This window comes from Caenimonas sedimenti, assembly GCF_007833165.1.
In the GTDB taxonomy this organism is placed as follows: Bacteria; Pseudomonadota; Gammaproteobacteria; order Burkholderiales; family Burkholderiaceae_C; genus Ramlibacter; species Ramlibacter sedimenti.
In genome coordinates, this window is the sequence record NZ_VOBQ01000012.1 from 99,880 (window position 1) to 124,121 (window position 24,242).

At 68.0% G+C, this 24,242-nt stretch carries 24 protein-coding genes and 2 tRNA genes; 18 read left to right on the forward strand and 8 right to left on the reverse strand.

Annotated elements, in window-relative coordinates:
• Positions 1-21 precede the first annotated feature (21 nt).
• The 3 genes from FN976_RS15250 to hrcA all read right to left on the reverse strand — a co-directional run bounded on the left by FN976_RS15250 (position 22) and on the right by hrcA (position 1,395).
• Positions 22-98: transfer RNA gene (locus FN976_RS15250), tRNA-Ile, on the reverse strand.
• A complete protein-coding gene (locus tag FN976_RS15255) occupies positions 89-295 on the reverse strand; it encodes a hypothetical protein (RefSeq protein ID WP_145893898.1) in 207 nt (68 codons plus the stop codon). The genes FN976_RS15250 and FN976_RS15255 overlap by 10 nt, the downstream gene beginning before the upstream one ends.
• A 95-nt stretch (positions 296-390) precedes the next feature.
• A complete protein-coding gene (hrcA, locus tag FN976_RS15260; protein WP_145894072.1) occupies positions 391-1,395 on the reverse strand; it encodes a heat-inducible transcriptional repressor HrcA in 1,005 nt (334 codons plus the stop codon).
• A 42-nt stretch (positions 1,396-1,437) separates the two neighbouring features.
• Here hrcA and FN976_RS15265 point away from each other — a divergent pair, with 42 nt between their 5' ends.
• Genes FN976_RS15265 through rapZ form a run of 3 tightly spaced genes read left to right on the forward strand, consistent with a single transcriptional unit; the run spans position 1,438 to position 4,848 of the window.
• Positions 1,438-2,331 carry an NAD kinase gene (locus FN976_RS15265; protein WP_145893899.1) on the forward strand — a complete coding sequence of 298 codons (894 nt, stop codon included), beginning with the start codon at positions 1,438-1,440 and terminating at the stop codon, positions 2,329-2,331.
• Complete coding sequence (gene recN / locus FN976_RS15270) at positions 2,328-3,980, forward strand: DNA repair protein RecN (protein WP_145893900.1); 1,653 nt, start codon at positions 2,328-2,330, stop codon at positions 3,978-3,980. The genes FN976_RS15265 and recN overlap by 4 nt, the downstream gene beginning before the upstream one ends.
• On the forward strand, positions 3,964-4,848 hold the full coding sequence (gene rapZ, locus FN976_RS15275; protein WP_255440453.1) for an RNase adapter RapZ: 885 nt from the start codon (positions 3,964-3,966) through the stop codon (positions 4,846-4,848). The genes recN and rapZ overlap by 17 nt, the downstream gene beginning before the upstream one ends.
• A 26-nt stretch (positions 4,849-4,874) precedes the next feature.
• Here rapZ and mutY read toward each other — a convergent pair whose 3' ends face one another.
• From mutY to mutM, 3 genes are read right to left on the reverse strand one after another with little or no spacing between them, the layout of a single operon-like run.
• Positions 4,875-5,906, reverse strand: a complete 1,032-nt coding sequence (gene mutY / locus FN976_RS15280) for an A/G-specific adenine glycosylase (RefSeq protein ID WP_145893901.1) — start codon at positions 5,904-5,906, stop codon at positions 4,875-4,877.
• The gene (locus FN976_RS15285) at positions 5,903-7,867 is read right to left on the reverse strand and encodes a dynamin family protein (RefSeq protein WP_145893902.1); all 1,965 of its coding nucleotides are present in this window, start codon (positions 7,865-7,867) and stop codon (positions 5,903-5,905) included. The genes mutY and FN976_RS15285 overlap by 4 nt, the downstream gene beginning before the upstream one ends.
• A 57-nt stretch (positions 7,868-7,924) precedes the next feature.
• A complete protein-coding gene (gene mutM, locus FN976_RS15290) occupies positions 7,925-8,740 on the reverse strand; it encodes a bifunctional DNA-formamidopyrimidine glycosylase/DNA-(apurinic or apyrimidinic site) lyase (protein WP_145893903.1) in 816 nt (271 codons plus the stop codon).
• Positions 8,741-8,781: 41 nt separating this feature from the next.
• On the opposite strand from mutM, the gene FN976_RS15295 reads away from it, so the two are divergent.
• The 8 genes from FN976_RS15295 (at position 8,782) to FN976_RS15330 (ending at position 14,998) form a co-directional block, all read left to right on the forward strand.
• Positions 8,782-10,536 (forward strand): tetratricopeptide repeat protein, encoded by a 1,755-nt coding sequence (locus FN976_RS15295; protein WP_145893904.1) that lies wholly within the window; start codon positions 8,782-8,784, stop codon positions 10,534-10,536.
• Entirely contained in the window at positions 10,536-11,033 is a 498-nt protein-coding gene (locus FN976_RS15300; protein WP_145893905.1) for an outer membrane lipoprotein LolB, read from the forward strand. The genes FN976_RS15295 and FN976_RS15300 overlap by 1 nt, the downstream gene beginning before the upstream one ends.
• Before the next feature lie 11 nt (positions 11,034-11,044).
• On the forward strand, positions 11,045-11,908 hold the full coding sequence (ispE, locus tag FN976_RS15305; protein WP_145893906.1) for a 4-(cytidine 5'-diphospho)-2-C-methyl-D-erythritol kinase: 864 nt from the start codon (positions 11,045-11,047) through the stop codon (positions 11,906-11,908).
• A 20-nt stretch (positions 11,909-11,928) separates the two neighbouring features.
• Positions 11,929-12,005 (forward strand) — tRNA-Gln (locus tag FN976_RS15310).
• A gap of 69 nt (positions 12,006-12,074) precedes the next feature.
• Positions 12,075-13,052 (forward strand): ribose-phosphate pyrophosphokinase, encoded by a 978-nt coding sequence (locus FN976_RS15315; protein ID WP_145893907.1) that lies wholly within the window; start codon positions 12,075-12,077, stop codon positions 13,050-13,052.
• Between the two features lie 82 nt (positions 13,053-13,134).
• Complete coding sequence (locus tag FN976_RS15320; protein WP_145893908.1) at positions 13,135-13,842, forward strand: 50S ribosomal protein L25/general stress protein Ctc; 708 nt, start codon at positions 13,135-13,137, stop codon at positions 13,840-13,842.
• Positions 13,843-13,981: 139 nt separating this feature from the next.
• Positions 13,982-14,596, forward strand: a complete 615-nt coding sequence (gene pth, locus FN976_RS15325) for an aminoacyl-tRNA hydrolase (protein WP_145893909.1) — start codon at positions 13,982-13,984, stop codon at positions 14,594-14,596.
• A gap of 9 nt (positions 14,597-14,605) precedes the next feature.
• Positions 14,606-14,998 carry a hypothetical protein gene (locus FN976_RS15330; RefSeq protein ID WP_145893910.1) on the forward strand — a complete coding sequence of 131 codons (393 nt, stop codon included), beginning with the start codon at positions 14,606-14,608 and terminating at the stop codon, positions 14,996-14,998.
• Between the two features lie 77 nt (positions 14,999-15,075).
• Here the strand turns inward: FN976_RS15330 and FN976_RS15335 are convergent, their stop codons facing one another.
• Entirely contained in the window at positions 15,076-15,336 is a 261-nt protein-coding gene (locus tag FN976_RS15335) for a YfhL family 4Fe-4S dicluster ferredoxin (protein ID WP_145893911.1), read from the reverse strand.
• Between the two features lie 107 nt (positions 15,337-15,443).
• Here FN976_RS15335 and FN976_RS15340 point away from each other — a divergent pair, with 107 nt between their 5' ends.
• The 7 genes from FN976_RS15340 to FN976_RS15370 all read left to right on the forward strand — a co-directional run bounded on the left by FN976_RS15340 (position 15,444) and on the right by FN976_RS15370 (position 23,431).
• Positions 15,444-16,394 carry an ABC transporter permease gene (locus FN976_RS15340; RefSeq protein ID WP_145893912.1) on the forward strand — a complete coding sequence of 317 codons (951 nt, stop codon included), beginning with the start codon at positions 15,444-15,446 and terminating at the stop codon, positions 16,392-16,394.
• Positions 16,391-17,272 carry an ABC transporter permease gene (locus tag FN976_RS15345; protein ID WP_145893913.1) on the forward strand — a complete coding sequence of 294 codons (882 nt, stop codon included), beginning with the start codon at positions 16,391-16,393 and terminating at the stop codon, positions 17,270-17,272. Before FN976_RS15340 ends, FN976_RS15345 begins: the two co-directional genes overlap by 4 nt.
• Positions 17,273-17,279: 7 nt before the next feature.
• The gene (locus tag FN976_RS15350; protein WP_145893914.1) at positions 17,280-18,275 is read left to right on the forward strand and encodes an ABC transporter ATP-binding protein; all 996 of its coding nucleotides are present in this window, start codon (positions 17,280-17,282) and stop codon (positions 18,273-18,275) included.
• The gene (locus tag FN976_RS15355; protein ID WP_145893915.1) at positions 18,272-19,087 is read left to right on the forward strand and encodes an ATP-binding cassette domain-containing protein; all 816 of its coding nucleotides are present in this window, start codon (positions 18,272-18,274) and stop codon (positions 19,085-19,087) included. The genes FN976_RS15350 and FN976_RS15355 overlap by 4 nt, the downstream gene beginning before the upstream one ends.
• Positions 19,088-19,191: 104 nt before the next feature.
• The gene (locus FN976_RS15360; RefSeq protein WP_145893916.1) at positions 19,192-20,679 is read left to right on the forward strand and encodes an ABC transporter substrate-binding protein; all 1,488 of its coding nucleotides are present in this window, start codon (positions 19,192-19,194) and stop codon (positions 20,677-20,679) included.
• A gap of 3 nt (positions 20,680-20,682) precedes the next feature.
• On the forward strand, positions 20,683-22,107 hold the full coding sequence (locus tag FN976_RS15365) for an amidase (RefSeq protein WP_145893917.1): 1,425 nt from the start codon (positions 20,683-20,685) through the stop codon (positions 22,105-22,107).
• Positions 22,097-23,431, forward strand: a complete 1,335-nt coding sequence (locus FN976_RS15370) for a tetratricopeptide repeat protein (RefSeq protein WP_145893918.1) — start codon at positions 22,097-22,099, stop codon at positions 23,429-23,431. The genes FN976_RS15365 and FN976_RS15370 overlap by 11 nt, the downstream gene beginning before the upstream one ends.
• Here the strand turns inward: FN976_RS15370 and FN976_RS15375 are convergent.
• On the reverse strand, positions 23,389-24,060 hold the full coding sequence (locus FN976_RS15375) for a histidine phosphatase family protein (RefSeq protein ID WP_145893919.1): 672 nt from the start codon (positions 24,058-24,060) through the stop codon (positions 23,389-23,391). The genes FN976_RS15370 and FN976_RS15375 overlap by 43 nt on opposite strands.
• Positions 24,061-24,242 lie beyond the last annotated feature (182 nt).

Sequence of the window (24,242 nt, forward strand, 5' to 3'; positions counted from 1 at the left end):
CCTCGGCGTGCGCAAGGCACCTGGTAGGCCGTGCAGGACTTGAACCTGCGACCAAGGGATTATGAGTCCCCTGCTCTAACCAACTGAGCTAACGGCCCGCCAACTCGGGATTGTAGGGATGCTGGGCCTGCTCGCCCGTGGCGGCCAGCCAGTCGGCGAGCGCCAGGTAGGCGACCTCGACGCCGGCCATCGGCACCCGGCGCACGCGTCCCGCGCACCGATGCAGCTCGCGGCGCATCCGCTTGAACTCGCAGGTCTGTGAGGAATTGGTGGCCGCAGTGATGTACTTCTTCATGGCCTTCATCGTGCCGCCGGGCCGGGCCGCAGACCATGAAACAGTGACCAGGAAACTTGTGCGCTATTGCCCAACCGCGTGCCGCGGCCAAGCCGTCAACGGTTGTGGCTCAGCGCGTTGCTCACCAGCTTGGAGGTGATGTCCACGATCTGGATCATCCGGTCATAGGCCATGCGCGTCGGCCCGATCACGCCCAGCGTGCCGACCACCTGCCCATCCACCTCGTACGGCGCGCTGACCACGGAAAGGTCTTCGAACGGCACGATGTGACTCTCGCCGCCGATGAAGATGCGCACGCCTTCGGCCTGGCTGGACACGTCCAGCAGGCGCATCAGCTGCGTCTTCTGCTCGAACAGCTCGAAAGCGCGCCGCAGGTGCGACATGTCGCCGGAGAAGTCGCTCACCGCCAGCAGGTTGCGCTCGCCGGAGATCACCACGTCTTCCTGCTCTTGCGTGAACGCCTCGGAGCTCGCCTCCACGGCCGTCTTCATCAGCACGACGATTTCGCCGCGCAACTCGTCGACCTCCCCCTTGAGCCTTTCGCGCACGGCTTCGATGGTGAGGCCCGCGTAGTTGGCGTTCAGGTAGTTGGCCGCCTCGGCCAGCTGCGACTGGGTGTAATCCGCGGCGGTGTGCACCACGCGGTTCTGCACGTCGCCGTCGGGCGACACGATGATGACCAGGAAGCGCCGTTCCGACAGCCGCAGGAATTCGATGTGGCGGAACACCGAGCTGCGGCGCGGCGCGACCACCACGCCCACGAATTGCGACATGCTGGAAAGCAGCTGGGCCGCATGCGCGATGACCTTCTGCGGCTGGTCGGGGGGCAACGAGGGGGTGGCGAATTCGTCGCGCTTGGCCGTGAGCATGGTGTCCACGAACAAACGGTAACCACGGGCGGTGGGGATGCGGCCGGCCGAGGTGTGCGGGCTGGCGACCAGGCCCAGCTCCTCCAGGTCCGACATCACGTTGCGGATCGTGGCGGGCGACAGTTCCAGCCCCGAAGCGCGCGACAGCGTGCGCGAACCCACGGGCTGGCCCTCGGCGATGTAGCGCTCGATCAGGGCCTTCAACAACAGTTTGGCGCGATCATCCAGCATCATGAGGGGGTCTTTGGGGAATTTTAGTGATGTAATTTGCCGATGAAATCCATCTTCCGGCAGGTTGCCCTGATCGGCAAGTACCAGGCGACGGTTCCGGCCGGCGCGGGGGCGTCGACACGGGCCGCGCTGGAAGACATCGCGAATTTTTTGGCATCGCAGGGCTGTGAGGTGGTGGTGGAACGCGATACCGCGGCCAATGCCGGCATCACAGGCTACACCACCCTGGACGTTCCGGGGATCGGCGCGCAGTGCGACCTGGGGCTGGTGGTGGGCGGCGACGGCACCATGCTGGGCATCGGCCGGCAGCTGGCCCGGCATGGCGTGCCGCTGGTCGGCATCAACCAGGGCCGGCTGGGCTTCATCACCGACATCGCACTGGAGAGCTTCCGCACGGTGCTGCCGCCCATGCTGGCGGGTGAATACGAGGAGGACCACCGCTCGCTGATGCACGCTCGCGTGATGCGCGACGGCCGCGTCGTGTTCGACGCCCTGGCCATGAACGACGTGGTGGTGAACCGCGGTGCCACGTCGGGCATGGTGGAACTGCGGGTGGAGGTCGACGGCCATTTCGTCGCCAATCAGCGGGCGGACGGGCTCATCGTCGCTTCGCCCACCGGATCCAGCGCTTACGCGCTCTCCGCCGGCGGGCCGCTGCTGCATCCGTCCACTCCAGGCTGGGTGCTGGTGCCGATCGCGCCGCACACGCTGTCGAACCGGCCGCTGGTGTTGCCGGACGCCGTGGAGATCGCGATCGAAGTCGTGGCCGGCCGGGACGCCAGCGCCAACTTCGACATGCAGTCCCTTGCCTCGCTGCTGCACGGGGACCGCATCACCGTGCGGCGTTCGCAGCACAGGGTACGATTCCTGCATCCCAAGGGTTGGACCTACTTCGACACGCTGCGCAAGAAGCTGCACTGGAACGAAGCGCAATGACTTTGAAACGCATCGCCCTGCGCGATTTCGCCATCGTCCGCGAGCTCGAACTCGAGCTGGGGGCCGGCTTCTCGGTGCTCACCGGCGAAACAGGTGCGGGCAAGTCCATCCTGGTCGACGCCCTCCAGCTGGCGCTGGGCTCCCGCGCCGAGGCCCTGGTGGTGCGCGAAGGCGCCGCTCGCGCCGAGATCAGCGCCGAATTCGACCTGCCCGCCACGCTGCTGGGCTGGCTGGAGGAAGCCGGCTTCGACGCCGGAGACACCCTGCTGCTCAGGCGCAGCATCGACAGCCAGGGCAAGAGCCGCGGCTGGATCAACGGCAGCGCGGCGACGGCGGCGCAGCTGCGGGAGATTGGCGAACAGTTGGTCGACATCCATGGCCAGCACGCATGGCAGAGCCTGACACGCCCGGCCTCGGTGCGCGCCCTGCTCGATGGCTACGCGGGCACCAGCACCCAGGCGCTGCAGCAGTTGTGGCAGCGCTGGCGGTCGGCGCAGAAGACGCTGGCCGATGCGCGCGCGGCGCAGGATTCGCTGCAGCGCGAGCGCGAACGCCTCGCCTGGCAGATCGGCGAGGTGGACAAGCTTGCTCCAGGCGCGGACGAGTGGGACGACCTGAACGCCAGCCACACCCGGCTGTCGCATGCCCAAGCCCTGCTCGATGCGGCACACGGCGCCGGCCAGTTGCTGGATGGCGACGATGGCGGCGCTTGCCGCTCCCTCGCGCAGGCGTTGGAGGCGCTGCGGGCGCAGGAACACCTGGAGCCGCAGTTCCGCGAGGCTTGTGAAGTTCTGGCCTCCAGCCTCGCGCAGGCGGAAGACGCGGCGCACACGCTGCAGGCTTACCTGCGCAAGACGGAACTCGACCCACAGCGCCTGGCCGAACTCGACGAACGCATGGGCACCTGGGTTTCGCTCGCCCGCCGCTACAAGCGCGCCCCGGCGGAACTGCCGGGCCTGCTGGCCGCTTGGAAGGACGAGCTCCAGAAACTCGACGCTGCGGCGGACCTGGCCGCGCTGGAAGCGGCGGAGAAGAAGGAGCACGACGCCTTCCTGGCCGAGGCGCGCACGTTGTCCAAGGCGCGTGCGAAGGCTGCCCCGCAGCTCGCCAAGGCGGTCACGCAGGCGATGCAGGGCCTGGGCATGCAGGGCGGCCGCTTCGAGGTGGCCCTCGAGAAGTCCGAGGCGCCCACCGCTTTCGGCCTGGAGGACGTCGCCTTCCTGGTCGCGGGGCATGCATCCGGCACCCCGCGCCCCATTGGCAAGGTCGCTTCCGGCGGCGAACTCTCGCGCATTGCGCTGGCCATCGCCGTCACCACCAGCCGGCTCGGCGCGGCCGAAACGCTGATCTTCGACGAGGTCGACTCGGGTGTCGGCGGCGCCGTGGCCGAAACCGTGGGGCGCCTGATGAAGCAGTTGGGGCGTGACCGCCAGGTCTTGGCCGTCACCCACCTGCCGCAAGTCGCGGCCTGCGCGGACCACCACCTGGTCGTCGCCAAGCAGAGCGATGCCAAGGGCGTGGCCAGCAGCGTCGCGCCGGTCGAGGGGGAGAAGCGCGTGGCGGAAGTCGCACGCATGCTGGGGGGCGAAAGGCTGTCGGGCACGACGCTTGCGCACGCGAAGGAAATGCTGGGTGACAGCGCCGCTTGAACTCGTCCTGATCACCGGCATGTCCGGCTCGGGCAAGTCGGTCGCCCTGCGCGCACTGGAAGACGCCGGCTACTTCTGCGTCGACAACCTGCCGCCGGAACTGCTGCTGTCCTTCGTGGCGCTGGAGCAGCACCACATGGCCAACCGGGTGGCCATCGCGATGGACGTGCGCAGCGCGACCTCGCTGCCGCTGGTGCCGGCGCAGCTGGTCGAACTGCGCGAGGAAGGCATCGCCGTCGAACAGATCTTCCTCGATTCGACCACCGACACGCTGGTGCGGCGCTTTTCCGAAACCCGGCGGCGTCACCCGTTGTCCAACCGCGCGGGCGGGCCTGACGAAGGCATCAACCAGCAGCGCGCGCTGGTGGATGCCATCGAGCTCGAACGCGAACTGCTCGCCGAGCTGCGCGAGAACGCGCACGTGATCGATTCCAGCGTGCTCAAGCCGGCGCAGCTGCAGGGCTATATCAAGTCGCTGATCTCCGCGCCGCCGGGGCAGCTGACGCTGGTGTTCGAATCGTTTGCCTTCAAGCGCGGCATCCCGGTGGACGCCGACTACGTGTTCGACGTCCGCATGCTGCCCAATCCGCATTACGAACCCGAGCTGCGCGATCTCACGGGCTTGCAGCAGCCGGTGGTGGACTACCTGCGCAGCTATCCAGAGGTGGAGCAGATGTTCCAGCACATCGCCCGGTTCATCGGGCACTGGCTGGGGCCGCTGGCGCGCAACCACCGCAGCTACGTCACCGTGGCCATCGGGTGCACGGGTGGGCAGCACCGTTCGGTGTATCTCGTCGAAAAGCTGGCCACGGAATTCGGCTCCAACTGGACCACCCTAAAGCGCCACCGCGAGCTGGGACACCCCTAGGAGCCTGGGCGGCAGAGAAACGGGCCTCACATCTTTTCGAGCAGCTTGCGCACGGGCGTGGGCAGGCCGAGCTTGACCCACTGGTGCGGCTCGAACCAAGCGCCTTCCGCAGCCCAGGCACCAGTCAGCTGCGCCGCCACCGGATGCAGATGCAGGTCTTTGTGGGTGAGCACGTGCACGAAAGGCTCGGCGTCGCGCAGGCTGCGCCTTGCCGACGCGGGCAAGGCGGCTTCGAGCGCCGCGCGGTCGCCGAACACCGGCAGGCAATACAGGCCGGCCCAGACGCCGGGCGTGGGCCGCTTCTGCAGCCAGATCGCGCCTTCGCGTGAACGGGCGTGCAGCAGCCAGAGCGACTCGGCGCTGCGTTTGAGCTTGCGCGTCTTGCGCGGGAATTCGGCCTGACGGCCTTCCCGCGCGGCGGCGCAGAGGCCCTGCAAAGGGCACAGCAGGCAGGACGGATTGCGCGGCAGGCACAGGGTGGCCCCGAGGTCCATCAGGCCCTGGGTGTAGCGCGGCATCGCCTCTTGCAGGTCGCGCTTCGGGAGCAGCGCTTCCGCGTGGTCCCACAGGATGCGCTCGTTGGCCGCGCTCGCCAGGTCGGCTTCGAAGGCCAGCACGCGCGTGAGCACGCGCTTCACGTTGCCGTCGAGGATGGCCGCGCGCTCGCCGAAGCAGAACGATGCGATGGCGGCCGCGGTCGACCGGCCGATGCCGGGCAAGGTCACGAGCTCCGCGGCGGTGCGCGGGAACGCACCGCCGAAGCGCTGCATCACTTCCTGCGCGCAGCGGTGCAGGTTGCGCGCCCGGCTGTAGTAGCCGAGGCCGCCCCACAGCGCCAGCACGTCATCGAGCGTCGCGGCGGCCAGTGCCGCGACATCAGGGAAGCGTTGGAGGAACCGGTCGTAGTAGCCGAGCACCGCGGACACCTGCGTCTGCTGCAGCATGATCTCGGACAACCAGACGCGATACGGGTCGCGCGTGTTCTGCCAGGGGAGCTGGTGGCGGCCGTGCTCACGCTGCCAGCGCACGACATGGCCGGCGAAGCCGGCCATCGTCATGCCTGCTTGAGGGCCGAGTCGGAGTTGGCAGCGCCGGCGGACACCGACGTGCTGGTCAGGTGCGCCGTGAGTTCGGCCAGCTTGGCATCGAGCTGGTCGAGCGTGGCTTCCTGCGACTCGATCTCGGAGATGCGGTCGTCCAGGCCGCTCGCTGCCTGCTGGATGCGCTCGATGGCTTCGATGCGGCGGCCGAAATTGCGGCGGCGTTCGCGCAGCTGCGCGTCAAGCTGCGCGGCGGCCGACTTGTTCCACAGCTCGACTTCACCCAGCGCCGATTCGTAGATCACGCGCAGGCGCGTGGCCAGGGCGCGCACCAGGCGGTCGGCGAACTCGGGCTGCGCCAGGCGCAGGGCGTTGCTCATGCCCAGGTACTGGTTGTGGCTGCGTTCCACGAGGTCGAGGTCGCGCTCATAGCGGGCCAGCTCGGGTTCACGCGGGGCCTGCAACGAGAACCCGTATTCGGCGTTCAGCTGCTTGAAGGTGCCCGTGAGCATCGACTGGATGTCGGCGCTGGTGGTGGCCGCCTTGCGCAGGCCGGCGCGCAAGCGGTCGAATGTTTCCGAGTACGCCTTGCGCACGCCCAGCTTGATGCCGGGCTGGCGCAGCGCGGTGGTGAGCTCCGTCATCTCGGTCTTCAGGGTGCTGTTGCCCAGCAGGCTGAAGACCTCGCGCAGCAGCTTCAGGTGCACGGAGCGGACGGCGTGGATCTTGGCGCCGCTGGCGTCGAAATCGCCCTGCTCCTGCTCGATGCGCGCGCGCATGTGCTTGATCACCGAGGTGTTCTTGCCGCGCAGGCCTTTCAATTCGACCATCTGCTCGGCCAGGTCGCGCCGGCGGATCTGGATGACCCGCGTCGCCTCGAGGCGCAGGTCGCCGATGCTGCCGGAGACGGCGGAGCGCAGGATCTTCTGGCGCTGCCCCATGACCCCCTGCGACAGGGCCTGCTCGAGCACCGGCAGGCGGCTGGCCTGCAGCAGCTCCATGTCGTCGTTGACCTTGGCGACCAGGCCCTTCTGGGCCGAGACGGGGATCACCTGCTCCACCTGCAGGCCGAGGATCTCGGCGGTGGTCGCGCGCTGCCGGTCGATCTGGGCCTGCACCTGGATGGGTGTGCTCAGCGAATCCCACATCGTGTCGATCTTGTTCAGCACGACCAGGCGAGCGTCGGTGTCGGCGTCCTCGGCGATCAGGTGCTCGCGCCAGATGGCGAGATCGGACTTGGTGACGCCGGTGTCGGCGGCCAGGATGAAGACGACGGCGTGCGCCTGCGGGATCAGGTTGACCGTCAGCTCGGGCTCGGCGCCGATCGCGTTCAGGCCCGGGGTGTCCAGGATGACCAGCCCCTGCTTGAGCAGCGGGTGGGCGATGTTGATGAGGGCGTGGCGCCACTTGGGCACCTCGACCAGGCCGTCGGACCCGAGCGGGGGGTTGTCTTCCGGCGTGTCGTCGTGCCAGAAGCCGAGCGCCTTGGCGTCGTCCTTGGTGACGCGCACGACTTCGGCCACCTTTTCGAAGGCCTTGGCGAGCTGCGCCGGGTCGTTGACGTCGAGGTCGATGCGCGTCCACTTCTCGGGGACCATGCGCCATTCCATCAGCGGCTGCATGTGCAGGCGCGTCTCGATGGGCAAGAGGCGCAGGCAGGGCGGGACGTCGGCGTCGTAGCCCAGCTCGGTCGGGCACATCGTCGTGCGCCCGGCGGAAGCCGGCATGATGCGGCGCTTGTAGCCGGCGAAGAAGATCGCGTTGATCAGCTCCGACTTGCCGCGCGAGAACTCGGCGACGAAGGCGACCATGACCTTGTCGGAGCGCATCGAGCCTTCGAGGCGGCGCAGGCGCTCCTCGACGGCGGCGTCCAGCAGCTCGTGGTCCTTGAGCCATTCCGACAGCAATTTCAGCCGCAGCGCGAATTCGCGGCGCCACGCACCGTGCTGGTCGAACTGTTCGTTGAATGATGTCGCCACTGGTGTCCTGGGTCCCCGTCAGTCGCAAAGACTATAGCATTCGGCGCTTTTGCAGCCTCATGGTTTCTGGCAATGCGGGCAGAAAAACGTTGCGCGCTGGCCCTGCCGGATCACCCGGATGGGCGTGCCGCAGACCCGGCACGGCTCCCCCGCCCGGTCGTAGACCATCGCCTCCAGCTGGAAGTACCCGGACTCCCCATGCGCGTTGGAGAAATCCCGCAGGGTGCTGCCGCCCTTGGCGAGCGCGCGGGTCAGCACTTCACGCACCGCCTCGCGCAGGCGGGCCGCGCGCGGGCGGCTGACCCGGTCGGCTCGCAGCGTCGGCCGGATGCCGGCGAGGAACAGGGCTTCCGACGCATAAATATTTCCTACACCCACCACCAGGTCCCCCGCCAGCAGCACCTGCTTGATGGGGGCCTTGCGGCGCTTCAGGCCCGCGTGGAAGTGGTCCACGTCGAAGCCCTCGAGCAAAGGCTCGACGCCCAGGCCCCCCAGCAGCTTGACCGCTTCGGGCGCCGACTCGGAGGCGGCATGGACGACGGCGCCGAAGCGCCGCGGGTCGTTCAGCCGCAGCACGCCGCGGTCGGTGACGAGGTCGAAGTGGTCGTGGCTGCCGGCTTCCGGCACCTGCGGCGCGAACCGCAGGCTGCCCGACATGCCCAAGTGCAGCAGCAGCAGCCCCTCGTCCAGGTCCAGCAGCAGGTATTTGCCCCGCCGCCGCACACCCGTCACCTCGCGCCCGACCAGCTGGGCGGGCAGGCAGCCCAGGGGCCAGCGCAGCGGCTTGCCCAGGCGCACGGCGGCCACACGGGCGCCTGCGATGCGATCGGCAAAACTGAGGCGGGTGACCTCGACTTCGGGCAGTTCGGGCATGGGAGAGGCCCTGAAAACGGGCCTCGGATTATGATGGGTCGATGACCCGTATGACCCCTGCTGCGCTGCTGGCGCTGCTGACCTTGGTGGGCGCGCCGGCCGCGCACGCCCAGATGGCGCAAGCCCCGCTGGCCGCGGCTTCCGCGACGCCTGCCGCACCGCCGTCCAGCAGTCTCGACGCTGAACTTTTCTACCAGTTGCTGCTCGGCGAACTCAACGTCCGGGCCAACGAGCCGGGCACCGGTTTCGCGCTGATCCTCGACGCCGCGCGCAAGACCAACGACGCCGCGCTTTACCAGCGCGCCGTGGAACTCGCCTTCCAGGCGCGCTCCGGCGAGTCGGCGCTGCAGGCCGCGCGGGCCTGGAAGCAGGCCTTCCCGCAATCGCGCGAGGCCAATCGCTACGTCCTGCAGATCCTGGTGGCGCTCAACCGCGTGCCGGAAAGCTCCGAGATCCTCAAGAACGAGATCGCCCTGGCGGACCCCAAGGACCGCCCGGCCGTCATCGCCGTGATTCCGCGCAACTTCGCCCGCGTCAGCGACAAGAAGCAGGCGGCGGCGATGGTGGAGCAGGCCCTGACGGAATACATCGGCAACCCGGCGACGGGCGCCCCGGCCTGGACGGCAATCGGCCGCATGCGCCTGGCCGCCGGCGACGCACCAGGGGCGCTCGAGGCCGCCCGCCGCGGCCAGGCGCTCAACGCGCGCGCCGAAGGACCCGCCCTTCTCGCGCTGGAACTGATGGAGCCGAAGCAGCCGCAGGCCGAAGCCCTGGTCAAGAAATACCTGGAAGGCAAGCCGCTGCCCGAAATCCGCATGGGCTACGCGCGGGCCCTGCTGGACGGCCAGCGCTACGCCGAGGCCTTGCAGCAGCTGCAGGCGATCACCGGCGAGCGGCCGGAATTTGCCGAGGCCTGGCTGGTCCAGGGCACCCTGCTGGTCCAGGACAACCAGCTGGTGCCCGCCGAAGCCGCGCTCAAGCGCTACGTGGAACTGGCCCAGGCGCAACGCACCGGTGAAGAGCGCAGCCGCGGGCTCGCCCAGGCCTACCTGTCGCTCGCCCAGGTGGCCGAGAAGCGCCGCGACTTCCCCGCCGCCTCGGCCTATCTCGACCGCATCGAAAGTTCGCAGGACCTGCTGGCGGCCCAGAGCCGGCGTGCGTCCATCCTGGCGCGCCAGGGCAAGCTGGACGAGGCCCGCAAGCTGCTGCGCACCATCCCCGACCGCAACCCGGGCGATGCGCGCATGAAACTGATGGCCGAAATCCAGCTGCTGCGCGAGAACAAGCAATACAAGCCGGCCTACGACCTGCTGGCCGAGGCGATCGCGAAGGACCCGCGCGAAACCGACCTGCTGTACGACCAGGCCATGATGGCCGAGAAGCTGGGCGACTTCGCCGACATGGAGAAGCTGCTGCGGCAGATCATGGCGGCCAAGCCGGACTACCACCACGCCTACAACGCCCTGGGCTATTCGTTCGCCGAACGCAACATCCGGCTGCCCGAAGCCAAGCAACTGATCCAGAAAGCCCTGGAATTCGCGCCGGGCGACCCCTTCATCAGCGACAGCCTGGGCTGGGTCGAATTCCGCATGGGGAACAAGGCCGAAGCGGTTCGGATCCTCGAGACGGCCTACAAGGCCAAGCCCGACGCCGAAATCGCCGCGCACCTGGGCGAAGTGCTGTGGAGCCTGGGCCAGCGGGATCGGGCGCAAAGCGTCTGGCGCGAAGGCCTGCTGCTGAACAACGAGAACGAGACGCTGCAGGAGACCCTGAAGCGGCTCAAGGTCAAGCCCTGATGCTGGTTCGCGTTGCACGTTTGGCGGCGTGGGCGCTTGCGCTGGGCCTGTTGCTCGCGGGTTGTGCCACGCCGGTGCGCCAGGCGCCGGCCGACCCGCAGGCACAGGTCTGGTCGGGCCGGCTGGCGTTGACGGTCGAAGGCAACCAGAGCCAGTCGTTTTCGGCGGGCTTCGAGTTGCAGGGCCGACCCGAAACCGGTCAGTTGACCTTGTTCAATCCACTGGGCGGGACGCTCGCCGTCCTGGCCTGGTCCCCTGGCGCGGCCACGCTGCGTTCGGGCGACAAGGTGCAGCAGTTCGAATCGGTGGAGGCGCTCGCCGTGCAGGCGACGGGCGCGCCGCTGCCGATCACCGCGCTGTTCGACTGGTTGCGGGGCGTCGAAACGCCCGTGGCCGGCTGGCAGGCCGACGTCAGCCAGGTTGCCCAGGGACGGCTGCGCGCTCAGCGCAACGCCCCGCCTCCGGTCGCCGAGTTGCGTGTTGCCTTCGAGCGCTGAAAACATCAACCATGCGCGCGTTGTACGACGTGCCGGCACCGGCCAAGCTCAACCTGTTCCTGCACATCACGGGTCGCCGGCCGGACGGCTATCACCTCCTGCAGTCGGCCTTCATGCTGATCGACTGGCACGACACGCTGCACTTCGAGCGGCGTGACAATGGCCAGCTGAGCCGGGAAGACCTGGGCGAGCAGAAGCTGCCGGCGGACGATCTGGTCCTGCGGGCAGCACGCGCCCTGCAGCAGGAAAGCGGCACTGCGCTCGGGGCGCACATCCAGATCGAAAAGCGCATCCCGGCCGAAGCGGGCATGGGGGGCGGGTCCTCCGACGCGGCGAGCTGCCTGCTGGCACTCAACCGCCTCTGGCGCCTCGGCTTGCCGCTCGCCCGGCTGGAGCGGATCGGGTTGGCGCTGGGCGCGGACGTGCCGTTTTTCCTGCGTGGACGCAACGCCTGGGTCGAGGGCATCGGCGAGCAGATCACGCCCCTGGCGCTGCCCGCGGCCCGATTTGCCGTGGTCAAACCGCCCGCGGGCTTGGCCACGAAGGGCATCTTCGGCCACCCCGGCCTGAAACGCGACAGCGACACTGCTATAATTTCAGGCTTTGCTGCAAACCCGTTCGGTTTTGGCACGAACGTGCTGGAGCCGGTGGCGCGAGAGCTCTGTCCCGATGTCGGAAGGGCGCTCGAATGGCTGGGTTCGCAGGGCTTGCATGGCCGGATGACCGGTTCGGGCAGCGCGGTGTTCGCGCTGCTGCAGCCCGGCGAGACGGTGGCCGAAGCCCCGGAGGCCTGGCGGGTTCGTGTATGCGGCAATTTGGATGTTCATCCCCTGGTGGGATGGGCACCCAGCGACGATTCATCGGTTGGCGGCTGATTTCAGCCGGCGACCCGTGTAGGGGAGTCGCCAAGTTGGTTAAGGCACCGGATTTTGATTCCGGCATTCGAGGGTTCGAGTCCTTCCTCCCCTGCCAGAAACACGAGAAACCGGGGACAGAGCGCGCTCTGTCCCCCACTGACTAATCAGATCGCTGGGACCGTCGATGCAGGCTGCGCCTCCTCCCGATTTCATGGTGTTCACGGGCAATGCCAATCCGGCAATGGCCGCGGAAATCGCCAGCCACCTGGGCATCAGCCTGGGCGCGGCGTCGGTGGGCCGTTTTTCCGACGGCGAAGTGACGGTCGAGATCAACACGAACGTGCGCGCGCGCGACGTGTTCGTGGTGCAGTCCACCTGCGCCCCGACGAACGAGAATCTGATGGAACTGCTGATCATGGTCGATGCGCTCAAGCGCGCCTCGGCCGAGCGGATCAGCGCGGTGATCCCGTATTTCGGCTACGCGCGGCAGGACCGCCGGCCGCGCTCCAGCCGGGTGCCGATCTCGGCCAAGGTGGTGGCCAACCTGCTCGAAACGGTGGGGGTGGCGCGCGTGCTGACGATGGACCTGCACGCCGACCAGATCCAGGGCTTCTTCGACATCCCGGTCGACAACATCTATGCGTCGCCGGTCCTGCTGGGCGACGTGCGCAGCAAGAACTACGACGACCTGATCGTCGTTTCGCCCGACGTCGGCGGCGTGGTGCGCGCCCGGGCGCTGGCCAAGCAGCTGAACACCGACCTGGCCATCATCGACAAGCGGCGGCCCAAGGCCAACGTGAGCGAAGTGATGCACGTGATCGGCGAGATCGAAGGCCGCAACTGCGTGATCATGGACGACATGATCGACACCGCCGGCACGCTGGTGAAGGCGGCCGAGGTGCTGAAGGACCGCGGCGCGAAGAAGGTCTATGCGTATTGCACGCACGCCATCTTCTCGGGCCCCGCCATCGACCGCATCGCCCAGGGTTCGGCCCTGGACGAAGTGGTGGTGACGAACACGATTCCCTTGTCTGACGCCGCGCGCGGCTGCAGCAAGATCCGCCAGCTCACCGTGGCGCCGCTGATCGCCGAAACGATCCAGCGCATCGCCAAGGGCGAGTCGGTGATGAGTTTGTTCTCGGATCAAGTGAACTTGTTCTGAGAGCGTCGCGGGCCCGTTCGCGGGCCATTTTGAAATGGGGGCCAGGCTGGTCGCGGCCGGCTCCCCAGTCTGGAGAATGAACATGAAATTCGTCGCTTTCGAGCGCGCCAAGCAGGGCACGGGTGCGAGCCGCCGTCTCCGCATCGTGGGCAAGACGCCCGGCATCGTCTATGGGGGCTCCGGCCAGCCGCAGCTGGTCGAGCTCGACCACAATGCGCTGTGGCACGCCCTGAAGAAGGAAGCCTTCCACTCCACCATCCTCGAGATGGAACTGGCCGGCGCCACCAGCAAGGTGCTGCTGCGCGACGTGCAGTACCACCCGTACAAGCAGCAAGTCCAGCACATCGACTTCCAGCGCGTGGATGCCAACACCCGGCTGCACATGAAGGTGCCGCTGCACTACAAGGGCGCGGAAGAGTCCCCGGCCGTCAAGCTGGAACACTGCCTGGTGAACCCGGTCATGACCGAGCTCGACATCTCCTGCCTGCCGGCCGACCTGCCGGAATTCATCGAAGTCGACCTGTCCGGCCTGAAGAAGGGCAGCTCGCTGCACCTGAACGACATCACCCTGCCCAAGGGCGTGAAGGCCGTGACGCACGGCAAGCCGAACCCGGTGCTGGTGTCGGTCGTCACCTCGGCCGCGGAAGAGTCCGCGGCGGAAGCGGCCGACCCTGCCGCCGCCGCCCCGGCTGCCGATGCCAAGGCGGCTCCCGCCGGCAAGGCGGCGCCCGCGAAGGCCGCGGCTGGCAAGGATGCCAAGCCGGCTGCCAAGGCGCCCGCGAAGAAGTAAGCGTTGGCTGGGCCCGCAAGGGCTGCTACCAAGTGACAGGCCCGCGCAAGCGGGCCTTTTTTTGTGCTGTGATCGCCTTCTCCGGCGCCCGGTGAATAGTGCCGTTCCGCCACCAACCAACTGCGGGTACCTTTCGATCATGATCAAGCTGTTCGCTGGCCTGGGCAACCCGGGCGCCGAATACGAAGCCACCCGGCACAACGCCGGGTTCTGGTGGGTGGATGCGCTGGCGCGCGAGCTGAAGGTGTCGCTGGTGCCGGAACGCGGCTATCACGGGCTGGTGGCGCGCGCCAACGTCCACGGCCAGGTGGTGTGGCTGCTCGAGCCGCAGACGTTCATGAACCTCTCCGGCAAGTCGGTCGCCGCCCTGGCGCGCTTCTACAAGATCCAGCCCGACGAAATCCTGGTCGTGCATGACGAGCTCGACGTGGTGCCCGGCCAGGCCAAGCTGAAATTCGGCGGCGGCCATGGGGGCCACAACGGCCTGCGCGACATTCACGCCCAACTGGGCACGGGCGACTACTGGCGCCTGCGCCTGGGCATCGGCCATCCCGGCGTGGCGGCCGAAGTGGTGAACTGGGTGCTGAAGAAGCCCGCGCCCGAGCAGCGCCAGGCCATGGAAGAAACCGTGGCGCGAACCCTCAAGGCCGTGCCGGCGCTGCTGGCCGGCGAGATGGAAAAGGCCACGCTGATCGTGCATACGCACAAGCCCCCCCGACCCAAACCACCGCGGCCGGTCGAGCCGCCCACCTGAGGAGGAACCATGCTGAAGACCGTGATGATCGGAGCCCTGCTGGCCTGCGCCGGCGGCCATGCCGTCGCGCAGCAGATGTACCGCTGCGGCAGCACCTACAGCGAGCAGCCGTGCCAGGGCGCCACCCTGGTGCAGGCCGTGCAACGGCCGCCGGCAGCGGACGCGCGCCAGGCCGAATTCGCCGCGAAGCGCGATCAGCGCCTGGCGGATTCGATGGAGAAGTCGCGGTTGGCGCAGGAAGCGCGGGCGCCGAAGGCCATCATCATTGGCGGCACCGACAAGCCGGCCGAGCCCAAGGCCGCAGAGAAGAACCAGGCCAGGGCGCCAAAAGGCAAGAAGCCGGAGCATTTCACGGCGACGTCGCCGCGGCCGCCGGGGGAAACCAAGAAGAAGAAATCCTAGTAGGCTGGGGGTGAGCCCGCAGGCGAACCCCAGCGATGCGACGACTTGCTGGGGTTCGCCTGCGGGCTCACTCGAGCCTACGACTTGCCCGCCTCGGCCGTGAGCCGCCGGTACTTCTGCCAGAGCGTCTCGTTGCTTTCGAGGTGCTCCGGATTCAGCGGGATGCAGGCCACGGGGCAGACCTGCACGCACTGCGGCTCATCGAAGTGGCCGACGCATTCGGTGCATTTGTGCGGATCGATCTGGTAGATCTCCGGGCCGAGGAAGATCGCCTCGTTCGGGCACTCCGGCTCGCAGACGTCGCAGTTGATGCACTCGTCGGTGATCATCAGGGCCATTCAGCCTCCGCCGAGCCGCCTCAAGGAGGCTGACGCCCCCTCGGGGGGCAGCGCACTACACGAAGTGAGAAGCGTGGGGGCGACCATATGGCATTATCCCCGGCTTCATGGGCCTGTTTCTCTTCAAGCGGCTGATCACCCTCATCGCGACGCTGGTTGGTACCTCGATCGTGGTGTTCCTGGTCCTGGAGATTCTTCCGGGCAACGCGGCGCAGATCCTCATGGGGCCCGACGCCTCGCCCGACGCGGTGACGGCGCTGGCCGCCAAGCTCGGCATCGACCGACCGCCGGTCGAGCGCTACGTCAACTGGGTCACCGGCATGTTCAAGGGCGACCTCGGCCTCAGCTATGCCTACAGCACGCCGGTCGGGGAACTCGTGTTCGAGCGCCTGGGGGTGACCGTCCCGCTCGCCTTGCTGGCCATGTCATTCACCACAGTGCTGGCCCTGGCAGCGGGCATCTATGCCGCCGCGCGCCACAACAAGCTGGGCGACGTCGGCATCATGGGGCTCACGCAGATCGGCATCGCCATCCCGAACTTCTGGTTCGCGATCCTGCTGATCCTGCTGTTCTCCGTGCAGCTCAAGTGGTTCTCGGCCGGCGGCTTCCCGGGCTGGGATGAAGGCATCCTGGAAGGGCTGCGCGCGCTGATGCTGCCAGCGCTCTCGCTGGCGGTGGTGCAATCGGCGATCCTGGCGCGCATCACGCGTTCCGCCGTGCTGGAAGTGCTGCGCGAAGACTTCGTGCGCACCGCGCGCGCCAAGGGCGTTTCACAACGCGCGGCGCTGTGGGGGCACGTGCTGCGCAACGCCATGATCCCGGTGATCACCATCATGGGCCTGCAATTCGCCGAGCTGCTGGCCGGCACCATCGTGGTCGAAAGCGTGTTCTACCTGCCGGGCCTGGGCCGGCTGATCTTCCAGTCGATCTCCAACCGCGACCTGATCGTGGTGCGCAACTGCGTGATGCTGCTCGCGGCGATGGTGGTCATCGTGAACTTCGTGGTGGACGTGCTGTATGCGGTCATCGACCCGCGCGTCAAGGCGGCCGACATATGAGCGCCGTGATGGGAACGCCGCCGGTCGCGGTACCGTTGCAAGGCCCCGGCTTCTGGAAGCGGGCGCGCCGCAACCCCAGTTTCATGCTGGGGCTGGTGCTCACGCTGCTGCTCGCCTTCACGGCGGTGCTGTCGTTCATCTGGACGCCGCACAACCCCTACGAGATCGACATGGCGCTCAAGCTCAGGGCGTCCGACGCGAAGTATTGGCTGGGGACCGATGCGTTCGGCCGCGACGTCGTCTCGCTGCTGCTCGTCGGCGCGCGCGCTTCCATCATCGTCGGCGTGATTGCCGTGAGCATCGGGCTCGTGATCGGCACCGCGCTGGGCCTGCTCGCCTCCGCCAAGCGCGGCTGGGTCGAAGAGGCCATCATGCGGCTGTCGGATTTTGGCTTCGCCTTTCCCGCGATCCTCTCGGCCATCATGCTCACGGCCGTGTTCGGGCCCGGCATGGCGATCGCCATCACGGCCATCGGCATCTACAACATCCCGACGTTCGCGCGCATCACCCGCGCTTCCGCCAACGCCGTGTGGTCGCGCGAGTTCGTGCTGGCCGCACGCGCCTGCGGCAAGGGCGCCTTCAGCATCACGATGGAGCACGTGCTGCCCAACATCGTGTCGGTGCTGATCGTGCAGGCCACCATCCGCTTCGCCATCGCCATCCTGGCGGAAGCGGCACTCTCGTACCTCGGGCTCGGCACGCAGCCGCCGCAGCCTTCCTGGGGACGCATGCTGAGCGAGGCGCAGACGCTGCTGTTCCAGGCGCCGCAGCTGGCCGTCTTCCCCGGTGTCGCCATCGCGATGGCCGTGCTGGGCCTGAACCTGCTGGGCGATGGCCTGCGCGACCTGTTCGATCCGCGCCTGGCGCGCAAGAGATAGTCAGCAAATGCCCCTGCTCGAAGTCCAGGACCTCTCCGTCGAACTGCAGACCCATCGCGGGCCCGCCTACGCGGTGCGCAACATCAGCTTCTCGCTGGAGCGCGGCGAATCGATCGGCCTCGTCGGCGAATCCGGCTGCGGCAAGTCGATCAGCGTGATGGCCCTGATGGGCCTGCTGCCCGAGAACGCGCGCGTGACCGGCAGCATCGTCTTCGACGGCCAGCAACTCGTTGGCAAGCCCGAGCGCGACATGTGCAAGCTGCGCGGCGACCGCATCGGCATGATCTTCCAGGAGCCGATGACGGCGCTGAATCCGGTGCACACCATCGGCCGCCAGGTGGCGGAGCCGCTGCGGCTGCATCGCGGCATGTCGGCCGACGCCGCCCGCAAGGAAGCGATCTCCCTGCTGGACCGCGTGGGCATCCCGGATGCCGCGCGCCGCATCGATGCCTATCCGCACCAGTTCTCGGGCGGCCAGCGCCAGCGCGTCACCATCGCGATGGCGCTCGCTTGCGGACCCGACCTGCTGATCGCCGACGAGCCGACCACCGCGCTCGACGTGACGATCCAGCGGCAGATTCTCGACCTGGTCCGCGACCTGGTGGCCGAGCGCGGCATGGCGCTGATGCTGATCTCCCACGACCTGGGCGTGATCGCGCAGAACGTCCGGCGCATGCTGGTGATGTACGGCGGCAGCGTGGTGGAAAGCGGAGAGACGGAGACGGTCTTCACGGAGCGCGCGCACCCATACACCCTGGGTCTGTTCGCGGCCCGGCCAGGGCTCCGCTCGGCCAAGGGACGGCGCCTCGCCACCATTCCCGGCACCGTGCCGGAACTGGTCGACCTGCCCCCCGGCTGCCCTTTCGCCGGACGTTGCCGCTTCACCATCCCCGAATGCCACGTCACCGTGCCGCCGCCGTATGAGGTCGCGCCGGGCCACCACGTGCGCTGCATCCGGCTGGATGCCGTCGCGGCGGAGCGCGAACTGGCCGAGTCCGCATGACGACGCTGCTCCAGGTCGAGAATCTCGTGCGGCATTACACGATGCCACGCGAGAAGCTGTTCGGACCCCCGCCCATGGTGGAGGCGCTCAATGGCGTGAGCTTCACCATCGAAAGCGGCCGCAGCCTCGGCATCGTCGGTGAGTCCGGCTCGGGCAAATCGACCCTGGCGCGGCTCGTCATGGCGCTGGACAAGCCCACCTCGGGCAAGGTCACCCTGCTGGGTCGCGACCTGAACGCCTTGCCGACCGAAGAGCTGCGGCTGGCGCGGCGCGACTTCCAGATGGTGTTCCAGGATCCCTACGGCTCCCTCGACCCGCGCCAGAAGGTGCAGCGCATCGTCTGCGAACCGCTGAGTGCACAGGGCGTTTCGCGCGACGAGCAGCAGCAACGGGCTTCCGAGGTGCTGCAGGCCGTCGGCTTGCGGCCCAACGACCTGGGCAAGTACCCGCACGAGTTCTCCGGCGGCCAGCGGCAGCGCATCGCCATCGCCCGCGCGCTTGTCACGCGGCCCCGCCTGATCGTGGCCGACGAGCCCGTGAGCGCGCTCGACGTTTCCGTGCAGGCCCAGGTGCTGAACCTGATGCAGGACCTGCAGCAGGAATTCGGCATCACCTACATGCTCATCAGCCACGACCTGGCCGTGGTGCACCACCTGTGCGACGATGTTGCCGTGCTCTGGCAGGGCCGGATCGTCGAGCAGGGGCCACCGGAACGGTTGTTCACCGCCGCCGAGCACCCCTACACCCGGACCTTGCTGGAAGCCGTGCCGCAGGCGGAGCCGCCCCGGCGCGCCACCGCTGGCACGGCATGAGCTAATCCCTCTTGCCCTCGAACGCCTTTCTCGGGGATGATGATTTCCATGGCCGCGCTGCGCGGCCTGTCAAACTTTTCGTCTAAGCCACTGGAGCCCTCACCATGATCAGCCGCCGCAGCGTGCTTTCGCACTCCGCCACCGTCGCCGCCATCGCCACCTTGCCGGCCGGCGCTCTCGCGCAAGGCAAGAAGGACTCCATCACCCTGGCGATGACGCTGGAGCCGCCGGGGCTGGATCCGACGGCCGGGGCCGCCTCGGCCATCGCCGAGATCACGCTGTACAACATCTACGAGACGCTCACCAAGATCCACCCCGACGGCACGGTCACGCCCCTGCTCGCCGAAAGCTGGGAGATCTCGCCGGACCTGCGCACCTACACCTTCAAGCTGCGCAAGGGCGTGAAGTTCAGCAACGGGGAGCCGTTCAACGCCCGCAACGTCAAGTTCTCCTTCGATCGCGCGGGCGGCGAGAAGAGCACCAACAAGGACAAGCGCACCTTCGCCGCCATCACCACGCAGGTGGTGGACGACAACACCGTGGTGCTGCTGACCAAGGAGATCGACCCCGATTTCCTGTTCCTCATGGGCCAGGCCACGGCCGTCATCGTGGAACCCAAGAGCGCCGACAACAACGCCACGCAGCCGGTCGGCACGGGCCCCTACAAGCTGGAGAACTGGGTCAAGGGTTCGTCGCTCGTCCTGTCGAAGTGGGACGGCTACCGCAACGCCGGTGCGATCAAGATGCGGCGCGCCTCGTTCCGTTTCATCACCGACCCGGCCGCGCAGATCGCGGGGCTGCTGGCGGGCGACGTGGACGCGTTCCAGCGCGTCACGGGCCGCGCCGTCGAACAGTTCAAGGCCAATCCCAAGTTCCAGGTGCTGGTGAGCGGCTCGCGCGCCAAGACCATCCTGGCGCTCAACAACAAGAAGAAGCCGCTCGACGACATCCGTGTGCGGCGCGCGATCAACATGGCGCTGGACCGCAAGGCCGTGATCCAGGGCGCGGCGGACGGCTTCGGCGCGCCCATCGGCAGCTACTACCCACCCAGCGCGCCCGGCTACGTCGACCTCACCAAGGTCAACGCCTACGATCCCGACAAGGCCCGCGCGCTCCTCAAGGAGGCCGGCGTGAACAACCTCGAACTGACCATCACCCTGCCGCCGCCGCCCTACGCGCGCCAGGGCGGCGAAGTCATCGCCTCCATGCTCGGCAAGGTCGGCATCAAGGCCTCGCTGCAAAACGTCGAGTGGGCCCAGTGGCTGTCGGGCACCTACGGCAACAAGAACTACGACATGACGATCATTTCGCATGTGGAGCCGTTCGACCTGGGCAACTTCTCGCGCGCCGGCTACTACTGGAACTACGACAACCCGAAGTTCAACGGGCTGTACGACAAGTACAAGCAGACTGCCAACCCCGCCGAGCGCACCAAGATCCTGGGCGAGATCCAGCGGCTGGTGGCCGACGACGCCGTGCACGGTTACCTGTACCAGCCGCAGTGGGTGACCATCGCCAACAAGAACGTCAAGGGCCTGTGGAACAACATGCCCATCTTCGTGAACGACATCTCGGCACTGTCCTGGGCGTGACGGATGCCGGACGCGCTGCATGAGCATTCGGCGCCGGCCCTGATCGAGCTGTACCGCCGGCGGGAAGCCTCGCCGGTGGAAGTGGCGCAAGCCGTGCTCGGCCACGTCGAACGCTGGGAGCACCATCTCCACGCCCTCTTCCTGCTCAGGCCCGACAAGGTGCTGGAGCAGGCGCGCGCCAGCGAGGCGCGGTGGCTGCGCGGCGCGCCGCTCGGGCCCATCGACGGCGTGCCGGTCACCATCAAGGACAACATCGCGACCCAGGGCGACCCGACGCCGCTGGGCACGGCCGCCACCGACCTGACGCCGGCCGCGGCCGATGCACCGCCCGCCGCGCGCGTGCGCGAGAGCGGCGGTGTGGTGCTGGCCAAGACCACCATGCCCGACTACGGCATGCTGTCCTCCGGCCTCTCCAGCTACCACCAGCTGGCGCGCAACCCATGGGACCGTGGCAAGACGCCGGGCGGTTCGAGTTCGGGCGCGGGCGCCGCTGCGGCGGCGGGCTACGGGCCCCTGCACATCGGCACCGACATCGGCGGTTCGTTGCGCCTGCCGGCCGGCTGGTGCGGCATCTTCACCCTGAAGCCCAGCCTGGGCCGCATCCCGATCGACCCACCCTATACGGGCCGTGCGGCCGGGCCGATGACGCGCACCGTAGCGGATGCCGCGCTGTTCATGGAAGTGCTGGCGCGGCCGGACGCACGCGACACCATGAGCCTGCCGGCGCAGGACATCGCCTGGCGCACGTTCGATGCCGGCGCGGAGAAGCTGCGCGGCCTGCGCATCGGCCTGCTGCTGGAGGCGGGCTGCGGCTTGCCGGTCGAACCCGAGGTGAAGACCGCCGTGGAGCGCGCGGCGCACCTGTTCGAGCGCGCCGGCGCGGTGGTTGCGCCCATGCAGCCCTTCATGACGCAAGCCATGCTCGATGGCATGGACCACTTCTGGCGCATGCGTTCGTACGCCGACCTGCGGGCGCTGCCGCCGGAACGCAAAGCAAAGGTGCTGCCCTACATCCAGCAATGGGCCGACAGCGCCGCGGACATGTCCGGCGAAGCGGTCTTCCATGCGGTGCACCAGTTCCACCTGACGCGCATCGCCACGGTCAAGGCGTGCGCCGCGTTCGACTACGTGATCTCGCCGGTCTCGCCGATGCCCGCCTTCCCGGCCGGCCTGGCCTCGCCCACGAACGATCCGCTGCATCCGCTGGAACACATCGGCTTCACCGTGCCGTTCAACATGTCGGAGCAGCCGGCCGCATCGATCAACTGCGGTTACACGGCCTCGGGCCTGCCGATCGGCCTGCAGATCGCCGGTGCCCGCTTCGACGACCTCGGCGTGCTGCAGGTGGCGCGCGCCTTCGAGCTGATCCGGGAGGCGCAGCGGCCCTGGCCGCAACCGCCCTCGGAATCCGTCCACCATGTCGACTGATGTCCTCGGCAACCCCGTCACGCTCGAATCACCGGCGGCCCTGGGCCCGCTGAACGATTTCGTCGAAGGCTTCATCGCCAGCGAGGCGCGGGCGGCCAACATCCTGCAGGCGCAGGAGGACGGCAGCGCGATCGTGCAGGCGTGCTGCGCGGCTTTGCACATGTTCGCCGAGACCGGTGACGCGCCGCGGAACGCGCGGCCGTTCCTGGCGCGCGCGCAAGCAGCCGCACCCCGGGCCACGCCGCGGGAGCAAAGGTTCGTGGCGGCCGTCGCGGCCTGGGTGGAAGGCGATGTTTCGCGCGCCATCGCCTTGCACGAAGAGCAGGCACGCGAATTCCCGCGCGACCTCGCCTCGCTGAAGCTGGGCCACTACCACCTGTTCAACCGCGGCGATTCGCCGGGCATGCTGCGCCTCGCGCTCGCCGCCGTCCCCGCAGCCCAGGACGTGCCCTACCTTCACGGCATGCTGGCCTTTGCCTGGGAGCAATGCCATTTCCTGGAAGAGGCTGAAGCGGCGGCCCGGCATGCCATCGCCATGCGGCGCAAGGAGCCGTGGGCGCATCACGCGCTCGCGCACGTCATGCTCACGCAGGGCCGGTTCACCGAAGGCCACGCTTTCCTGCAGGATGTCAGCCCCACCTGGACCGGGTTGAACTCGTTCATGGTCACGCACAACTGGTGGCACCAGGCGCTCTTCGCCATCGAGCTCGAACGGCACGATGAAGCCCTGGAACTCTACGACCAGCATGTGTGGGCCGAGGTGAAGGAATACAGCCAGGACCAGATCAACGCCATCTCGCTGCTGGCGCGGCTGGAACTGGCAGGTGCCGACGTCGGCGACCGCTGGCTCGATGTGGCGGGCTACCTGGCGCACCGCCTGCATGATCACGTGCTGCCCTTCCTGGACATGCAGTACCTCTACGGACTGGCGCGCGCCGGCCGTTCGACGCAAGCGCAAGTGCTGATGCACAACATCGAGACGCGGGCGCAGCGCGCATCGGAAGACGCCCGTGCCGCCTGGCAGGGCGTCTGCGTGCCCGCCAGCCACGGCCTGCTCGCGCATGCGCGCGGCGATTGGGCGTCGGCGGTCGACTCACTGGGTACAGCGTTGCCGCGCCTGGTGGAGATCGGCGGCAGCCACGCCCAGCGCGACCTGTTCGCGCAGGTCCATTTCGATGCGCTGGTGCGAAGCGGCCAGTTGAGCGGCGCGCAGCACCTGCTGCAGCAGCAATTGCGTGGACAACCGGAGTCGCGGCGCCTGAAGCGCCAGGCCGCGCAGCTCTACTCCGACTTGGGCTTGCCCTCCGTGGCGAGCTTTTTCTGATCGTAGACCGGCTGCGGCGGCAGGTCGGCCAGGTGCTGCGTGTCAGCCCAGTTCAGGATGTCGATGGCATCGCCCCGCACGCGGATCCGGTTCAGGCCGGCATTGGGGATGTCGCTTTGCCGCGGGCCGTTCAAGCCCAGCGAACGCGCAGTGCGGTAGATCATGTCCAGCACGCCACCGTGCGTGACGACCACCACCGTCTGGTTCGGGTGCGCGGCCACCATGCGCTGCACGGCTTCCATCACCCGGCCATGGAACTGGCGGGTCGACTCGCCCTCGGGCATGGCGTAGTCCTCCTCGAAGCGCAGCCAGCCTTCCCAGGCCTCGGGGTGCTGCTCCTTGATGTCGTCCACGCGCATGCCGTCCACGCGGCCGAAGCTCTGCTCGCGCAGGCCGGCCTCGGTGAGCGACTGCAACGCCAGCTGGGTGGAGATGGGTGAAGCCGTCTGCTGGGCGCGCAACAGATCGCTGGCGTAAAGCGCGTCGCATTTCTCGCCGGCCATGCGCGCGGCGATGCGCCGGGCCTGCTCGAGGCCGGTGGCGTTCAGGCTCACATCGACGTGTCCCTGGAAGCGCAGTTCACGGTTCCAGTCGGTTTCACCGTGCCGGATGAGGATCAGCTCGGTCATGGACAGGGCCTGTTAACGCCATTTTTGGCGATGCGTTGCTCGCCAAAAAGGTCATGCGCAAGGCGCGAGTCCGCAGGCGCAGTGATCTGCGTCAAGGACTCGTAACGCGGCGCATGGCCTTTTTGGCCGCAACCCGAAGGGAACGTGCCTAAAACCGCGCCATGCGTCGTTCCACTCCTAGC

What these genes read in the sequence shown, in the direction of transcription:
- FN976_RS15255 (WP_145893898.1), bottom strand. Translation starts at nt 295, where the DNA reads ATGAAGAAGTACATCACTGCGGCCACCAATTCCTCACAGACCTGCGAG.
- hrcA (WP_145894072.1), bottom strand. Translation starts at nt 1,395, where the DNA reads ATGCTGGATGATCGCGCCAAACTGTTGTTGAAGGCCCTGATCGAGCGC.
- FN976_RS15265 (WP_145893899.1), top strand. Translation starts at nt 1,438, where the DNA reads ATGAAATCCATCTTCCGGCAGGTTGCCCTGATCGGCAAGTACCAGGCG.
- recN (WP_145893900.1), top strand. Translation starts at nt 2,328, where the DNA reads ATGACTTTGAAACGCATCGCCCTGCGCGATTTCGCCATCGTCCGCGAG.
- mutY (WP_145893901.1), bottom strand. Translation starts at nt 5,906, where the DNA reads ATGACGATGGCCGGCTTCGCCGGCCATGTCGTGCGCTGGCAGCGTGAG.
- mutM (WP_145893903.1), bottom strand. Translation starts at nt 8,740, where the DNA reads ATGCCCGAACTGCCCGAAGTCGAGGTCACCCGCCTCAGTTTTGCCGAT.
- FN976_RS15295 (WP_145893904.1), top strand. Translation starts at nt 8,782, where the DNA reads ATGACCCGTATGACCCCTGCTGCGCTGCTGGCGCTGCTGACCTTGGTG.
- FN976_RS15300 (WP_145893905.1), top strand. Translation starts at nt 10,536, where the DNA reads ATGCTGGTTCGCGTTGCACGTTTGGCGGCGTGGGCGCTTGCGCTGGGC.
- ispE (WP_145893906.1), top strand. Translation starts at nt 11,045, where the DNA reads ATGCGCGCGTTGTACGACGTGCCGGCACCGGCCAAGCTCAACCTGTTC.
- FN976_RS15315 (WP_145893907.1), top strand. Translation starts at nt 12,075, where the DNA reads ATGCAGGCTGCGCCTCCTCCCGATTTCATGGTGTTCACGGGCAATGCC.
- FN976_RS15320 (WP_145893908.1), top strand. Translation starts at nt 13,135, where the DNA reads ATGAAATTCGTCGCTTTCGAGCGCGCCAAGCAGGGCACGGGTGCGAGC.
- pth (WP_145893909.1), top strand. Translation starts at nt 13,982, where the DNA reads ATGATCAAGCTGTTCGCTGGCCTGGGCAACCCGGGCGCCGAATACGAA.
- FN976_RS15330 (WP_145893910.1), top strand. Translation starts at nt 14,606, where the DNA reads ATGCTGAAGACCGTGATGATCGGAGCCCTGCTGGCCTGCGCCGGCGGC.
- FN976_RS15335 (WP_145893911.1), bottom strand. Translation starts at nt 15,336, where the DNA reads ATGGCCCTGATGATCACCGACGAGTGCATCAACTGCGACGTCTGCGAG.
- FN976_RS15340 (WP_145893912.1), top strand. Translation starts at nt 15,444, where the DNA reads ATGGGCCTGTTTCTCTTCAAGCGGCTGATCACCCTCATCGCGACGCTG.
- FN976_RS15345 (WP_145893913.1), top strand. Translation starts at nt 16,391, where the DNA reads ATGAGCGCCGTGATGGGAACGCCGCCGGTCGCGGTACCGTTGCAAGGC.
- FN976_RS15350 (WP_145893914.1), top strand. Translation starts at nt 17,280, where the DNA reads ATGCCCCTGCTCGAAGTCCAGGACCTCTCCGTCGAACTGCAGACCCAT.
- FN976_RS15355 (WP_145893915.1), top strand. Translation starts at nt 18,272, where the DNA reads ATGACGACGCTGCTCCAGGTCGAGAATCTCGTGCGGCATTACACGATG.
- FN976_RS15360 (WP_145893916.1), top strand. Translation starts at nt 19,192, where the DNA reads ATGATCAGCCGCCGCAGCGTGCTTTCGCACTCCGCCACCGTCGCCGCC.
- FN976_RS15365 (WP_145893917.1), top strand. Translation starts at nt 20,683, where the DNA reads ATGCCGGACGCGCTGCATGAGCATTCGGCGCCGGCCCTGATCGAGCTG.
- FN976_RS15370 (WP_145893918.1), top strand. Translation starts at nt 22,097, where the DNA reads ATGTCGACTGATGTCCTCGGCAACCCCGTCACGCTCGAATCACCGGCG.
- FN976_RS15375 (WP_145893919.1), bottom strand. Translation starts at nt 24,060, where the DNA reads ATGACCGAGCTGATCCTCATCCGGCACGGTGAAACCGACTGGAACCGT.